Below are 14,200 nucleotides of genomic sequence, written 5' to 3' on the forward strand. Positions count from 1 at the left end.
GTGAAATGGCTCCGCCGCCTGTTTCCGGCCTTCAACCGATCACACCACAACCTTTTCCGGCCGATGCGCCCGCATGCACAGCACGACGCTCAGCACCACCGCACATATTGCCACGACCTCAATCAGTGTCGGGCCACGCCCTTCCCAGAGAAAACCGTAAAGCAGCGCAAACAGCGTTTCGAACAGGATCATCTGCCCGACCATGGTGAGCGGCAGAAGGCGGCTCATGCGGTTCCATAGGGCATTGCCGAGAATGGAGGCGGTAAAACCAAGCCCGGCTGCAACAGCCACAAAGTGCAGCCAGTCGCCTGAACTATGGCTTTCGCCGCCAAAGCCAAAGGCCGGAATGGCGAGCGCGAGCGCAAGCCCACCGGTCACCACACCGGTCATCATGTTCCAGTCGTCGGCGCTGACATCGTGAAGACGGGAGAGCCAGCGGGCATTGCCGACCGCAAAGGCTGTCCATGACGCCAGCGCACCGAGCGCACAGGCAAGCCCGATGACACGGGAGACATCGAGCCCCGCATCGTTTTCCGTCAGCGACTGCCATGAAATGCCGATAATCCCCATCGCGCCGAAGGCGAGCGACGGCCACAGCCGCTTCAGCGACACCGCCCCGTGATCGCGGCTGCCGATGATGGTGACGGCGACCGGCAGGAAACCGATGATAATGGAGGTTAAGGCGACGCCGCTCAATTTTACCGCGGTCGATATGAAGACATAATAGGCGATATTGCCGATCATGCTCAGCCAGCCGAGTGCTATCCACTCCCGCGCGCCAAAATGGGCCGAGATGCGTTTCAGACGCGGCCCGATGATGATGAGGGAAATCAGCCCATAGGTGAGATAACGCGCCGTCGAGAGTTGCAGGGCGGAAAAATCCGGCACGAGTTTGGGAGCGAGAAAAATCCCACCCCAAAGCGCACCCGCCAGCATGCCGAAAAAAACACCGAGACCTGTTCTGTTCATGTCATGTCACATCCGCATTCACATCTGCCTGCGATGTGCCACAGCTCTTTGCGGCTGTCTTGACAAAAACTCCTGATCGAATGTGCTGGCGGTTTTAATGAAGCCCGCAGGTCCGACGGTAGGCTGCGGGCGTTTCACCCACTGCATTGCGCATGGCGCGCGTCAGTGCAGTCTGGTCGGAAAAACCGGCCCGCAAGGCGATCTCGGCAATCGGCAGGGTGGAATTGCTGAGCAATGCGCAGACCTTGTCCAAGCGCAGCCCGGCCAGCCAGCGGTGAGGCGGGAGGCCGAATTCTTCGAGAAACAGCGCATGCAGGCGGCTGTCGCTGATCGTCACGCAGGAGGCGAGCATCTCGATGGTCCAGGGGAAGAACGGTTCCGCCCTGATAAGTGCAACAACCCTGCGCAGGCGTTGGCGAATGTCGGCTTTCTCATTGGCAAGGCTGTCGATCAGGAGCGGTGCCCACAGACCGGCAATATCGTCGCGTCGCCCCTCTGTTCCGATGACGCCGCGCATATAGGCGATCAATTGCCGCGTATCCTGCGCGATATCGAGAAACGGCGAATGGGCGAATTTCTCGAGCGTTTGCTCGGGAAGGGCGCCTTCATCTATATCGACCACCAGCGAGTGGTTGCTTGCCGTCGCTTCCTGCGTATGCGGCGCATCGCGATGGATGAACACGCCGCGTCCGGCCGACAATTCGTCCTGCCGTCCCGCCACATCGATCAGCAAACGCCCGGAAACCGGAAGAACGATCTGAACGAAGCCATGCCGTTCCTTCGGTCTTTCTTCCCTGTAGGTTCTGATATCGGCGGATGCGGCTGTCATGACGCTGTCGTTTCCATTGTGCAAAGAAATGGCCGCCTCGAAAAAGCGGCCAGTTTCATCGTTTGATTATGACATCGTCTTGAAGATTGGGCCAGTCGGCTTTATCGATCGGCTCTGCGCGCCGGCAATTAACAGCCTTCCTTGGCGGTCGATTCGCCGCGTTTGCGCTTGCGCAGAACCGGCTTGTTCTCTCTCGCCTCGCATTTCGCGACGTCGATCAAATAGGCAAGCACCGGCATGCCGTTCATCGATGCGAGTTGCTTGGCGGATTCGAGAAGGTTGATGATGTTGGAAAAATCGTCCATCGGCTCACTCAGTGGCTCAAAGCGGTTATATGTCGGGTCTGAACCCAAGGATGAATACGCTGGGTGAAATCGGGAGCTTCCAGCGCCGTTGCATCCAATGGGTGTAATATTAGTCGCAAATAAATAGCAATCCCTGCGACGGGGTTACAATAGTCAATTTTCCGTAACTGTCATGCACGGCGAAGATATCGCTGCGGGGTGATGGCAGAAAAATCCAGCAGTCAGATGAGGTTTCTGAAATGCCAAACTATCTTCACAGGGTGGAAGATGCGGCTGCGATCATCGCCGGGGCGCAGCGAATCATGGTCGTGGGCTGCTCCGGCGGCGGCAAGACGACGCTTTCGCAGAAGCTCGCGCGCAATTTCGGACTTCGCTACATCTCCATGGATCGCGATGTTTTCTGGCTGCCCGGCTGGCAGGCGCGCCCGCGCGACGAGCAGCGACGGAGGATAGCCACCATCATTACCGAGGAACGCTGGCTGATGGACGGCAGCAATCCGTCGTCTTTCGATATACGGCTGCCGCGATCCCACATCGTTTTGTGGGTGCGCATGCCGCGCTGGCTCTGCCTGTGGGGCGCCGTCAGCCGGGCGATCAAGGGTTACGGCAAGGCCCGCCCGGAAATGGCGGAGGGGTGTCCCGAAAGGATAGACATCGATTTCCTGCGCTATATCTGGAATTTCGAACGCCGCCATGCCCCGATTTTCGAGCAGAATTTCGCGCTTTATGGTCCTGATGTGCCGGTATTCCAGCTGAAAAGCCGAAAACAGTTTCGCCGCCTTCTTGATCTTCTGCGTATCGAGGATTAACTGCCGCTCATGCCACAGTTCGAAACGCATCGCCACGTCAAACACTCGCCCGACCGCATGTACGACCTCGTCGCCGATGTGGAGAAATATCCGCAGTTTCTGCCCCTTTGCGAGGCGCTCACCGTCCGTTCGCGCAAGGAGCGCGATGGCAAGGTGCTGCTGGTGGCGGATATGACGGTGGGCTACAAGGCCATTCGCGAAACCTTCACCACGCAGGTGCTGCTGAACCCGGCCGAGCGCGCCATCGACGTGAAATATATCGACGGACCGTTTAAATATCTCGACAATCGCTGGCGTTTCGAGCCTGCCGACGAGGGCGGCTCAGCCATTCATTTTTTCATCGATTATGAATTCAAGAACCGTCTGCTCGGCGCGGTCATGGGGTCGATGTTCGACCGTGCCTTTCGCATGTTCGCGGAAGCCTTCGAGACGCGTGCCGATAAAATTTATACGGACCCGGCCTGATTGAGGTCTATCAGCATCTGGAGCGCCGTCCTCACCGTCGCAAGCCGGATTTCGGTGCGGCCGATCTCGCCGTAACGCATTTCCCGATGCAGGATTTTACCGCCGCGCGCATGGGCGGCCAGATGCACCAGCCCAACCGGCTTGTCGGCGGAACCGCCCCCCGGACCGGCGATGCCAGTTACCGCCACGGCGAAATCCGCGCGGGAACGGAAGAGGGCACCATGCGCCATCTGCAGCGCTGTCTGTCGGGATACCGCGCCGAAATTCGCCAGCGTCTCGGCGCCAACGCCCAGCATGTCCATCTTGGCTTCATTGGTATAGGTGACAAAACCACGGTCAACGACAGCGGAGGAGCCGGCAATCTCCGTCAGGGCACCGGCGATCAGGCCGCCCGTGCAGCTTTCCGCGGTCGAGACCATGAAACCATGCGCGGTGAAATCGGCAATGATCTCCCGCGCCAACTCTTCTATGTCAGCGGGAAAAAGGCTCATAAAGGTCTGCCGCTGTAGATGACGGTGGCGGTGGCGATTGCAGCGATGCCTTCCCGGCGGCCGACGAAACCGATGGTCTCATTGGTCGTCGCCTTCACCGAGCAGCGCTCCAGCGCGATGCCCAGCATGTCCGACAGTGCTTCGCGCATGGCTTGCCGATGCGGGCCAATGCGCGGCGCTTCCGCAATCAGCGAGACATCGGCATTCATGATCGTGCCGCCATTGTCGCGAACCACTTTGGCCGCATGTTCGAGGAAGATGCGCGAGGCGGCACCCTTCCATTGCGGATCGGAAGGCGGGAAGTGATCGCCGATATCGCCGGCGCCACAGGTGGCGAGCAGCGCATCCGTCAGCGCATGCAAAGCCACATCGGCATCCGAATGACCTTTGAGTTTCTGGTCGTGTTCGATGAAGACGCCGCACAACGTCACGCCGTCGCCGGCTTCCAGCTGATGCACGTCGTAACCATTGCCGGTGCGCACGTCCGGCAATCCGTGGGAGAGCTTTTCATCGGCCATCGCGATATCCCGCTTGAGAGTGAGTTTTACATTATCGACCGAACCTTCGGTCAGCGTCACCGTCAGCCCCGCCCATTCGGCAATCGAAGCGTCATCGGTAAAATCGGACTTTCCGGAGGCGGCAGCGGCGCGGTGCGCGGTGAGAATATCGCCGTAGCTGAAACTCTGCGGTGTTTGAGCGGCATAAAGCCCCTGCCGGGAAACCGTTTCCACGACGCGACCATCCGAGCCGCGCTTCAGCGTGTCGGTGACGGAGAGGGCAGGCAAAACGCCGCTGGCGCCGGCCCGGTGCAGGGCGACGATGCGTTCCAGCATGTCCACGGGGACGAAAGGCCGCACGGCATCATGGATCATCACATGCGTCAGCTCTTCCGAGGCGAGCGCTTCCAGCCCGGCAAGCACCGATTGCTGGCGTGTTGCGCCGCCCGTGACGGTAACGATCCGCTCGCCGGCATCAAGCCGCCGGAGGATTGGCGACAGTAGTTCCGCATCGTCTGCATGGCTGACGATCACGATGGGGGAGGCATGATTCCAGTCGAGGAAGGTCGACAGTGTATGCTCGATCACGGCCCTGCCTCCGATAGGGCGATATTGTTTCGGCCCTTCCTCGGGAGAGCCCGCTCTTTCTCCGCGTCCGGCGGCGACGATGACGATGCCGAGTTTCATGGTACTTTCCTGCATTGGTCTTATGCTTTGCGCGCAACCCTTAGCGGTTGACAGTCCTGCTCTAGCGTTTCAAAACCCGGATGGCCAGCCCGATAAGACGCGCATTCGCCCCTGCATGTCGCAGGATCGAGCGTCATTGCGCCTTTGAACCTGCACAAATTGCTGCCGACAGCAAAACAGGCAGGCAGTCGCCCAGCAAATAAAAGGTGCAACCCTCTAAAAGTGCTTGGCAACTGCACAAACACTGTCTAAAAATAATGCAAATAACCCTTCTGCATGAAAGATCATCAATTGCATCTTCCGGAGTTGTCAGAACCGTTCAGCATCGGCTCAGTCACGATCCGTAATCGTGCCGTGCTGGCGCCCATGTCGGGCGTGACGGATCTACCGTTCCGGCAGCTTGCCTGGCGTTATGGCGCGGGCCTTGTCGTTACGGAAATGGTGGCAAGCCGTGAGCTCGTCGGCAACCGAGGCGAATCCTGGGCGCGGCTGAAAAATGCCGGCATGGTTCCGCATATGGTGCAGCTCGCAGGACGCGAGGCGCATTTCATGGCCGAGGCGGCGAAGATCGCCGCCGATAATGGCGCCGGCATCATCGACATCAATATGGGCTGTCCAGCCAAGAAGGTGACGGGCGGTTATTCCGGCTCGGCTTTGATGCGCGATCCGGATCATGCACTCTCGCTCATTGAGGCAACGGTCAATGCAGTCAACGTGCCTGTGACGCTGAAGATGCGGCTCGGCTGGGACGAGAACACCATCAATGCGCCGGAGATCGCCCGCCGTGCCGAAGCCGCAGGTGTTCAGCTGATCACCATTCACGGCCGCACCCGCATGCAGTTTTACGAGGGATGGGCGGACTGGGATGCCATCCGCGCCGTGCGTGAGGTGATTTCCGTGCCGCTGATCGCCAATGGCGACGTTGAAACGGCCGGAGATGCGCGCGAAATCCTGCGCCGTTCGGGTGCGGATGCCGTCATGGTCGGGCGCGGCGCGCAGGGGCAACCCTGGCTGCCGGCGGTGCTTGCCGGACATTCAGCGCCGCACCGCGGCGATATTCCCGCCATCGCCATCGAACATTACGAGATGATGCTGGAATTTTATGGAAGGGAAGCCGGTCTCCGGCATGCCCGCAAACATCTCGGCTGGTATCTCGACCGTTTTGCGCCGGAGATCGCCACGCCTGACAAGGCTGAAATCATGACATCGCGTGACACGGCGGAAGTGGCGGATTTGCTGCGCTCCGCCCTTAGCGAAAATGCGGGCGAAGACGCCGCAAGGAAGGCCGCATGAGCGCTGACAAACACAGCCCGGCAGATGCAAACCCGCTTGCCATGGCGGTTCTGAACGCGGTGCAGAACCCGGTTATTCTGGTGGATGCCGAAGGTTTCATCGCCTTCGCCAACTGGGAAGCCGAAGCCTTTTTCGGGGCGAGCGCCTCCCATCTCGCGCGCTACCGCGTTTCCACCTTCATTCCCTTCGGCAGCCCGTTGCTGGCACTGATCGACCAGGTGCGGGAGCGCCGCGCGCCGGTCAACGAATATCGCGTCGATCTGAGTTCGCCGCGTCTCGGCCAGGACAAGCTGGTCGATCTTTATGTCGCGCCCGTTGTCAGCGAACCGGGATCGGTGGTGGTCGTCTTCCAGGAAAGGTCGATGGCCGACAAGATCGACCGGCAATTGACCCACCGGGCGGCGGCGCGCTCCGTTACCGGCCTTGCCTCCATGCTCGCCCATGAAATCAAGAATCCGCTGTCCGGCATTCGCGGCGCTGCCCAGTTGCTGGAGACCTCGGTTGCCGATGAAGACCGGGCGCTGACGCGGCTGATCTGCGACGAGACCGACCGCATCGTCTCGCTGGTCGACCGTATGGAGGTGTTTTCCGACGAGCGTCCGGTGGATCGCGTGCCGGTCAACATCCATTCCGTGCTCGATCACGTGAAGGCCATCGCCAAGGCCGGCTTTGCCCGCAATATCAAGATTTCGGAAAACTACGACCCCTCGTTGCCGCCTGTTTATGCCAATCGCGACCAGCTGGTGCAGGTCTTTCTCAATCTGGTGAAGAATGCGGCGGAAGCCGTGGGCAACCAGCCGGACGGCGAGATCATCCTTACCACCGCCTATCGCCCCGGCATGCGGCTTTCGGTCGCCGGCAGCCGGGAGCGCATCTCGCTGCCGCTCGAATTCTGCGTGCATGATAATGGCCCGGGCGTTCCGGCCGATCTTTTGCCGCATCTTTTCGATCCCTTCATCACCACCAAGACGAATGGTTCGGGCCTCGGGCTGGCGCTTGTCGCCAAGCTGATCGGCGCCCATGGCGGCATTGTGGAATGCGACAGCCAGAACCATCGCACGACTTTCCGCGTATTGATGCCCGTCTCGCCGGAAGTGGCGCTCGACGACCGCTCTTTGCCGAACACGACAGGAAATGACCAATGACAGCTACGATCCTCGTCGCCGATGATGATGCCGCAATCCGCACGGTGCTGAACCAGGCGCTGAGCCGCGCCGGTTACGACGTGCGCATCACCTCCAATGCCGCCACGCTCTGGCGCTGGGTTTCGGCGGGTGAGGGCGATCTTGTCGTAACCGATGTCGTGATGCCGGATGAAAACGCCTTTGACCTGCTGCCGCGCATCAAGAAGGCCCGCCCGGACCTGCCGGTTCTGGTCATGAGTGCGCAGAACACCTTCATGACGGCCATCAAGGCCTCGGAAAAAGGCGCTTACGACTATCTGCCGAAGCCCTTCGACCTGACGGAGCTGATCGCCATCATCGGCCGCGCTTTGTCTGAGCCGAAGCGCAAGCCGGCCAAACTCGATGACGACATGCAGGACGGCATGCCGCTCGTCGGCCGCTCGGCGGCGATGCAGGAAATCTACCGCGTTCTCGCCCGCCTGATGCAGACCGACCTGACGCTGATGATCACCGGCGAATCCGGCACCGGCAAGGAGCTGGTGGCGCGCGCGCTGCATGATTACGGCAAGCGCCGCAACGGTCCCTTCGTCGCCATCAACATGGCCGCAATCCCGCGCGACCTGATCGAATCCGAACTCTTCGGCCATGAGAAGGGCGCCTTCACCGGCGCGCAGAACCGCTCCACCGGCCGTTTCGAACAGGCCGAGGGCGGCACGCTGTTCCTCGACGAAATCGGTGACATGCCGATGGACGCCCAGACACGCCTGCTGCGCGTGTTGCAGCAGGGCGAATATACGACGGTGGGCGGCCGTACGCCGATCCGCACGGATGTCCGCATCGTTGCTGCGACCAACAAGGACCTGAAGCAGTCGATCAATCAGGGCCTTTTCCGCGAAGACCTCTATTATCGCCTGAACGTCGTGCCGCTGCGGCTGCCGCCGCTGCGTGACCGCGCCGAGGATATTCCCGATCTGGTGCGCCACTTCATCCAGCAGGGCGAAAAGGAAGGTCTGGAAGGCAAGCGTTTCGAGAGCGAGGCGCTGGAGGTCATGAAGGCCTACGCCTGGCCGGGCAACGTGCGCGAGCTGGAAAACCTGATCCGCCGCCTGATGGCGCTTTATCCGCAGGAAGTCATCACCCGCGAGATCATCGAGCAGGAACTGCAATCGGATGTTCCAGACAGCCCGCTCGACAAGATGGCGGTCCGCACGGGGTCGCTCACCATTTCGCAGGCGGTGGAAGAAAATATGCGGGATTATTTCGCCAGTTTCGGCGATGGCCTGCCGCCGCCCGGCCTTTACGACCGCGTTCTGCGCGAACTCGAATATCCACTGATTCTCGCGGCTTTGACTGCGACACGCGGCAACCAGATCAAGGCCGCCGATCTTCTCGGCCTGAACCGCAATACGCTGCGCAAGAAAATCCGCGAGCTTGGCGTTTCCGTTTATCGCAGCTCCCGCCCAAGCTGAGAATGTTGACAAGGTCGCATTTGTCGTTGCACTTTCGCCACATTGTGTTGCTTGAAAAACACTAGGAAGGAAAGAGATTCGCCGATCTGAGGCGCGTCTTACCTGACTTCATAAATGTGGTGCTGGCTGGCCAGCGATTGGGAGTAGTGCATGCGGAAACCCGCCGCCGAAAACGCCGTTGCCGATGAAGCAGCGGGCATGGTGGTTGCCGATCGCAGGATGTCTTTCGCTTTGCCGGGGCTGGTGCTCGCCGGCGTCGCTCTCGTTTGCGCCATCCTCACCCTGTTCGTGCTTCTGGGTGTCACGCCAATCGCGCCGACATCGAACGTCGTCATCGCCTCCGTCGTCATCAATTCGATCTTCGTGATCGGCCTGATCTTCCTCATCGGGCGCGAAATCAACCGCCTGCTGAAAGCGCGTAAAAAGGGAAGGGCGGCTGCGCGTCTGCATGTCCGCATCGTCGTGCTTTTCTCCATCGTGGCGATTACGCCCGCCGTGCTCGTCGCCATCTTCGCCAGTCTGACGCTGAATGTCGGTCTAGACCGCTGGTTTTCGCTGCGCACGCAGTCGATTGTCGATTCATCGAGCAATATCGCCCAGGCCTATATGATGGAGAATGCCGGTTATCTTCAGGGGCAGACCCTGTCGATGGCAACCGACCTCGACCGCAACCGTGCGCTTTTTTATCTGGATCGCACTGGCTTCGTCGATCTGATGACCCGTCAGGCCAAGGGGCGCGGCCTTCTCGGCGCGTTTCTGGTGCAGGAGGACGGCGACGCCGTCGCTCAGGCCGACATCAAGACCGAAAAACCGCTTCCCGCCATACCGCATGACGCGCTTGAAAAGGCGGCCGCCGGCCAGCCGACGCTGATACCACCCGGTATCACCAACCTCGTCGGTGCCATTATCAAGCTCGAAGGCATCAGCGGCACCTTCCTTTACACGGTGCGCGCCGTCGATCCCAAGGTGATGAGCGCGATGCGGCTGATGGAAGAGAACCGCGCCGAATACAAGGCGATGGAGGCAGGCCGCGCGCCGCTGCAGATCGCCTTTGCGATCCTCTATCTCGGTTTCGCACTGATCGTGCTTCTCGCTGCCATCTGGACGGCGATTGCGGTGGCCGACCGTATCGTGCGGCCTATCCGTCTGCTCATCAGTGCGGCAGACAGTGTTGCCACCGGCAACATGCATGTGCTGGTTCCCGTCCGCGCCGTCGATGGCGACGTCGGGCGACTGTCGCGCACCTTCAACAAGATGGTCTCCGAACTGCGCAGCCAGCAGGAACAGATCATCGAGGCCAAGGACGATATTGATGATCGCCGCCGCTTCATCGAGGCCGTGCTGTCAGGCGTTACCGCCGCCGTCATCGGTGTCGATGAGAACCGCAGGATCACCATCGTCAATCCGTCGGGCGAAGAATTCCTGGCGCAGACATCCGAGCAGCTTATCGGCGCGCAACTGTCGGAGATCGCGCCGGAAATCGAACAGGTGGTCAACGAGGCGAATACCTGGTCACGCGGCAATTTCCGCAAGCAGATCAACATCATGCGGCGGGGCAAGGAACGAACGCTGAATGTGCAGGTGACCCGCGAGGACGCTCGCGACAGCCGTGACAGCTACGTCATCACCCTTGACGACATCACCGATCTCGTCATCGCCCAGCGTTCGACCGCATGGTCTGATGTGGCGCGGCGCATCGCGCATGAAATCAAGAACCCGTTGACGCCGATCCAGCTTTCCGCCGAGCGTATCAAACGCCGTTTCGGCAAGCAGATCGACGAGAGCGACCGTGCCGTCTTCGACCAGTGTACGGACACCATCGTCCGGCAGGTTGGCGATATCGGCCGGATGGTGGATGAATTCTCCGCTTTTGCGCGCATGCCGAAGCCGACGAAGGAAAAGTCGGACCTGCGGGCGATCTTGAAGGACGCCGCATTCCTGCGCGAGATCAGCGCCGCCGATACGAAATTCTCAACCGAACTGGGCGATATCCCGCTGGAGGGCATGTTCGATGCCCGCATGCTGGGTCAGGCCTTCGGCAATCTTATCAAGAATGCGACGGAAGCCATCGAGGCGGTGGAAGGCGAAAAGCGGCCGGGTAAAATTCTGGTGCGCGCCGCTTTTGACGAAGCCAATTCCCGTTTCGTGGCTGACATCATCGACAATGGTCGCGGCCTTCCCGTCGAGAACCGTCACCGCATTCTCGAACCCTATATGACGATGCGGGACAAGGGCACGGGCCTCGGCCTCGCCATCGTCAAGAAAATCATCGAAGAGCATGGCGGGTATCTGGAACTCCACGATGCCCCGCCGGAATTCGATCACGGCCACGGCGCCATGATCAGAGTGCTGCTGCCCTATATCGAGGCGGTCGGCGGCGAAAATAACAAGGAAGCAGCATATGGCGTCTGATATTCTGGTCGTGGATGACGAGGCGGACATTCGCGAAATCGTAGCGGGCATTCTTTCCGACGAGGGCCACGAGACCCGCATGGCGTTCGACAGCGACAGCGCGCTGGCCGCCATTTCGGAGCGCGTGCCGCGTCTGATCTTTCTCGATATCTGGATGCAGGGCTCGAAGCTCGATGGTCTGGCGTTGCTGGATGAGATCAAGAGCCGCCACCCCGAAATCCCGGTGGTCATGATTTCCGGTCACGGCAATATCGAAACCGCCGTCAACGCCATCAAGCGCGGTGCCTTCGATTTCATCGAGAAGCCGTTCAAGGCCGACCGCCTCATTCTGATCGCCGAGCGGGCGCTGGAAAACTCCAAGCTGAAGCGCGAGGTTCAGGAACTCAAGAAGCGCACCGGTGACGCGGTTGAACTCGTCGGCGCATCGCTTGCGGTGTCGCAGCTTCGCCAGACCATCGACCGGGTTGCGCCCACCAACAGCCGCATCATGATCCTCGGCCCCTCCGGTTCCGGCAAGGAACTTGTTGCGCGCATGGTGCACAAGAAGTCCTCGCGTGCCAGCGGACCCTTCGTGGCGCTCAACGCCGCGACGATCACACCGGACCGCATGGAAATCGCGCTTTTCGGCACGGAGGGCCTTCCCGGGCAGCCGCGCAAGGTCGGGGCTCTGGAAGAAGCTCATCGCGGCGTGCTTTATCTCGATGAAGTCGGCGAAATGCCGCGCGAGACCCAGAACAAGATCCTGCGCGTGCTGGTCGATCAGCAATTCGAGCGCGTTGGGGGCGGCAAGCGGGTGAAGGTGGATGTGCGCATCATTTCCTCGACCGCCCATCACCTCGAAAGCCTGATTGCCGAAGGCCAGTTCCGCGAAGATCTCTATCATCGCCTCGCCGTGGTGCCGGTGAAGGTGCCGGCCCTTTCTGAGCGGCGCGAGGATATTCCGTTCCTTGTCGATATGTTCATGCGCCAGATTTCCGAGCAGGCCGGCATCCGTCCGCGCAAGATCGGCGACGACGCCATGGCCGTTCTCCAGACGCATGACTGGCCGGGCAATATCCGCCAGCTGCGCAACAATATCGAGCGGTTGATGATTCTCGCCCGTCCCGAGGGCGGCGAAGCGCCGATCTCGGCCGACATGCTGCCGTCGGATATTGGCGACATGCTGCCGAAGATTTCGGCGCAGGGCGATCAGCACATCATGACCCTGCCGCTGCGCGAAGCCCGCGAAATGTTCGAGCGCGACTATCTGATGGCGCAGATCAACCGTTTCGGCGGCAATATTTCGCGAACGGCGGAATTTGTCGGCATGGAACGGTCTGCACTGCATCGCAAACTGAAATCTCTCGGCGTATAAGGAAAGAAGGCGCTTCGCCGTAACCGATTATTCCGTCAGAGAGACAGCATGAAAGTCATCATTTGCGGCGCAGGGCAGGTGGGTTACGGCATCGCCGAACAATTGTCGCGGGAAAATAATGAAGTATCGGTGATCGATACCGCCGCGCCGCTCATCACCGCCATTACCGAGACGCTGGATGTGCGCGGTTATGTCGGCCATGGCGCGCATCCCGACATGCTGGCCAAGGCCGGCGCTGACCAGGCCGACTTGATCATCGCCGTGACCTTGCATGACGAGATCAATATCGTCGCCTGCGAGGTGGCGCATGCCCTGTTCAGTGTGCCGACCAAGATCGCCCGCATCCGCGACCAGAGCTATCTGAAGCCGGAATATGCCGATCTCTTCAGCCGCGAGAACATGTCCATCGACGTGACGATTTCGCCTGAAGTCGAAGTCGGCAAGATGGTGCTCCGGCGCATCGCCTTTCCGGGCGCAACGGATGTGGTGCGTTTCGCCGACGACACGATCTACATGCTGGCCATCGAATGCATGGAGGATTGCCCGGTCATCAACACGCCGCTGCAGCAGCTTTCCAGCCTCTTTCCAGACCTCATCGCCACGGTGGTGGGGGTGTATCGGGATGGTGTCCTCAAGGTGGCGCATTCTTCGGAACAGTTGCGGGTGGGCGACCTTGCCTATGTCATCTGCCAGCGCCAGCACGCTCGTCGCACCTTAAGCCTTTTCGGCCATGAGGAGCAGGAAGCGCAGCGCATCGTGATTGCCGGCGCCGGCAATATCGGCCACTTCGTCGCCCGCAAGATCGAGGAAATGCAGCCGAAAACGCGGGTGAAGATCATCGAGGCGGACCGAGACAGGGCGGTTGCCGCATCCGAACAGTTAAGCCACACCATCGTCATGCACGGCTCGGCGCTCGACCAGAAAATCCTGATGCAGGCCGATATTCAGGATGCCGATCTTATCGTGACGCTCACCAATAACGATCAGACCAATATTCTGGCGGCGGTGATTGCCAAGCAGCTCGGCTGCAAATCGAATCTGGCGCTTTTGAACAGTACGTCGTTCCACGACGTCGCCCGCTCTCTGGGGCTCGATGCCTATATCAACCCTCGGGCCGTGACGATCTCCCGCGTGCTTCAACACGTGCGCAAGGGCCGCATCCGCTCAGTCTATGCTGTCCAGCGCGGCTCGGCGGAGGTGATCGAGGCGGAAGCGCTGGAGACGTCGCCGCTGGTCGGCCAGTCCTTCCGCGACATCGATATGCCCGACGGTGTGCGCATCGGGGCGATCTATCGCGACGGCGTGGTGATCCGCCCGGATGGCAGCACGAAAATCAAGGCGAAGGACCGGGTCGTGCTGTTCGCATCCGCCGATGCGGTGCGCGACGTGGAACAACTTTTCCGTGTTTCGATACAATATTTTTGACTGTCCCGAATTGAAAATGTGGGTCAATACTCGTACTCATTCGGCTGTTTTGACCGTTGCGGAACGGAACA

Annotated in this window: 13 protein-coding genes; 8 read left to right on the forward strand and 5 right to left on the reverse strand. The window is 60.3% G+C overall.

Annotated features, from left to right (window positions below; translation table 11 throughout):
* Positions 1–39 precede the first annotated feature (39 nt).
* The 3 genes from AGR7B_RS06875 to AGR7B_RS25825 form a co-directional block, all read right to left on the reverse strand.
* The gene (locus AGR7B_RS06875) at positions 40–969 is read right to left on the reverse strand and encodes a DMT family transporter (RefSeq protein WP_080856318.1); all 930 of its coding nucleotides are present in this window, start codon (positions 967–969) and stop codon (positions 40–42) included.
* A 94-nt stretch (positions 970–1,063) separates the two neighbouring features.
* A complete protein-coding gene (locus AGR7B_RS06880; protein ID WP_080856319.1) occupies positions 1,064–1,798 on the reverse strand; it encodes a helix-turn-helix transcriptional regulator in 735 nt (244 codons plus the stop codon).
* A 128-nt stretch (positions 1,799–1,926) separates the two neighbouring features.
* Positions 1,927–2,103: a hypothetical protein gene (locus tag AGR7B_RS25825; RefSeq protein ID WP_162934070.1), complete on the reverse strand. Its 177-nt coding sequence runs from the start codon at positions 2,101–2,103 to the stop codon at positions 1,927–1,929.
* 239 nt (positions 2,104–2,342) lie between these two features.
* Between AGR7B_RS25825 and AGR7B_RS06890 the strand changes: the two genes are divergently transcribed.
* Together AGR7B_RS06890 and AGR7B_RS06895 are read left to right on the forward strand one after the other, a co-directional pair.
* Entirely contained in the window at positions 2,343–2,912 is a 570-nt protein-coding gene (locus AGR7B_RS06890; protein ID WP_080856321.1) for a P-loop NTPase family protein, read from the forward strand.
* A 9-nt stretch (positions 2,913–2,921) separates the two neighbouring features.
* Positions 2,922–3,377, forward strand: a complete 456-nt coding sequence (locus tag AGR7B_RS06895; RefSeq protein WP_065655387.1) for a type II toxin-antitoxin system RatA family toxin — start codon at positions 2,922–2,924, stop codon at positions 3,375–3,377.
* Here the strand turns inward: AGR7B_RS06895 and AGR7B_RS06900 are convergent.
* Positions 3,359–3,868 carry a CinA family protein gene (locus AGR7B_RS06900; RefSeq protein WP_080856322.1) on the reverse strand — a complete coding sequence of 170 codons (510 nt, stop codon included), beginning with the start codon at positions 3,866–3,868 and terminating at the stop codon, positions 3,359–3,361. The genes AGR7B_RS06895 and AGR7B_RS06900 overlap by 19 nt on opposite strands.
* Positions 3,865–5,052: a bifunctional 2-C-methyl-D-erythritol 4-phosphate cytidylyltransferase/2-C-methyl-D-erythritol 2,4-cyclodiphosphate synthase gene (locus AGR7B_RS06905; RefSeq protein ID WP_080856323.1), complete on the reverse strand. Its 1,188-nt coding sequence runs from the start codon at positions 5,050–5,052 to the stop codon at positions 3,865–3,867. The genes AGR7B_RS06900 and AGR7B_RS06905 overlap by 4 nt, the downstream gene beginning before the upstream one ends.
* A 276-nt stretch (positions 5,053–5,328) precedes the next feature.
* On the opposite strand from AGR7B_RS06905, the gene dusB reads away from it, so the two are divergent.
* The 6 genes from dusB to trkA all read left to right on the forward strand — a co-directional run bounded on the left by dusB (position 5,329) and on the right by trkA (position 14,129).
* The gene (dusB, locus tag AGR7B_RS06910) at positions 5,329–6,345 is read left to right on the forward strand and encodes a tRNA dihydrouridine synthase DusB (protein ID WP_080856324.1); all 1,017 of its coding nucleotides are present in this window, start codon (positions 5,329–5,331) and stop codon (positions 6,343–6,345) included.
* Entirely contained in the window at positions 6,342–7,490 is a 1,149-nt protein-coding gene (locus AGR7B_RS06915) for a two-component system sensor histidine kinase NtrB (RefSeq protein ID WP_035264009.1), read from the forward strand. The genes dusB and AGR7B_RS06915 overlap by 4 nt, the downstream gene beginning before the upstream one ends.
* Complete coding sequence (ntrC, locus tag AGR7B_RS06920) at positions 7,487–8,938, forward strand: nitrogen regulation protein NR(I) (protein ID WP_035217434.1); 1,452 nt, start codon at positions 7,487–7,489, stop codon at positions 8,936–8,938. Before AGR7B_RS06915 ends, ntrC begins: the two co-directional genes overlap by 4 nt.
* 150 nt (positions 8,939–9,088) lie before the next feature.
* The gene (locus AGR7B_RS06925; RefSeq protein WP_059752857.1) at positions 9,089–11,350 is read left to right on the forward strand and encodes a sensor histidine kinase NtrY-like; all 2,262 of its coding nucleotides are present in this window, start codon (positions 9,089–9,091) and stop codon (positions 11,348–11,350) included.
* Positions 11,340–12,704: a nitrogen assimilation response regulator NtrX gene (ntrX, locus tag AGR7B_RS06930; protein ID WP_003521348.1), complete on the forward strand. Its 1,365-nt coding sequence runs from the start codon at positions 11,340–11,342 to the stop codon at positions 12,702–12,704. The genes AGR7B_RS06925 and ntrX overlap by 11 nt, the downstream gene beginning before the upstream one ends.
* A 48-nt stretch (positions 12,705–12,752) precedes the next feature.
* Complete coding sequence (trkA, locus tag AGR7B_RS06935) at positions 12,753–14,129, forward strand: Trk system potassium transporter TrkA (RefSeq protein WP_080856325.1); 1,377 nt, start codon at positions 12,753–12,755, stop codon at positions 14,127–14,129.
* The last annotated feature ends 71 nt before the right edge of the window (positions 14,130–14,200 follow it).

It is taken from the genome of Agrobacterium deltaense RV3 (genome assembly GCF_900013505.1).
In the GTDB taxonomy this organism is placed as follows: Bacteria; Pseudomonadota; Alphaproteobacteria; order Rhizobiales; family Rhizobiaceae; genus Agrobacterium; species Agrobacterium leguminum.

Bases quoted from the DNA above. Each gene is read 5' to 3' on its own strand.
- dusB (WP_080856324.1), top strand. From the start codon at position 5,329: ATGAAAGATCATCAATTGCATCTTCCGGAGTTGTCAGAACCGTTCAGC.
- AGR7B_RS06895 (WP_065655387.1), top strand. From the start codon at position 2,922: ATGCCACAGTTCGAAACGCATCGCCACGTCAAACACTCGCCCGACCGC.
- AGR7B_RS06905 (WP_080856323.1), bottom strand. From the start codon at position 5,052: ATGAAACTCGGCATCGTCATCGTCGCCGCCGGACGCGGAGAAAGAGCG.
- trkA (WP_080856325.1), top strand. From the start codon at position 12,753: ATGAAAGTCATCATTTGCGGCGCAGGGCAGGTGGGTTACGGCATCGCC.
- ntrC (WP_035217434.1), top strand. From the start codon at position 7,487: ATGACAGCTACGATCCTCGTCGCCGATGATGATGCCGCAATCCGCACG.
- ntrX (WP_003521348.1), top strand. From the start codon at position 11,340: ATGGCGTCTGATATTCTGGTCGTGGATGACGAGGCGGACATTCGCGAA.
- AGR7B_RS06925 (WP_059752857.1), top strand. From the start codon at position 9,089: ATGCGGAAACCCGCCGCCGAAAACGCCGTTGCCGATGAAGCAGCGGGC.
- AGR7B_RS06915 (WP_035264009.1), top strand. From the start codon at position 6,342: ATGAGCGCTGACAAACACAGCCCGGCAGATGCAAACCCGCTTGCCATG.
- AGR7B_RS06890 (WP_080856321.1), top strand. From the start codon at position 2,343: ATGCCAAACTATCTTCACAGGGTGGAAGATGCGGCTGCGATCATCGCC.
- AGR7B_RS25825 (WP_162934070.1), bottom strand. From the start codon at position 2,103: ATGGACGATTTTTCCAACATCATCAACCTTCTCGAATCCGCCAAGCAA.
- AGR7B_RS06900 (WP_080856322.1), bottom strand. From the start codon at position 3,868: ATGAGCCTTTTTCCCGCTGACATAGAAGAGTTGGCGCGGGAGATCATT.
- AGR7B_RS06880 (WP_080856319.1), bottom strand. From the start codon at position 1,798: ATGACAGCCGCATCCGCCGATATCAGAACCTACAGGGAAGAAAGACCG.
- AGR7B_RS06875 (WP_080856318.1), bottom strand. From the start codon at position 969: ATGAACAGAACAGGTCTCGGTGTTTTTTTCGGCATGCTGGCGGGTGCG.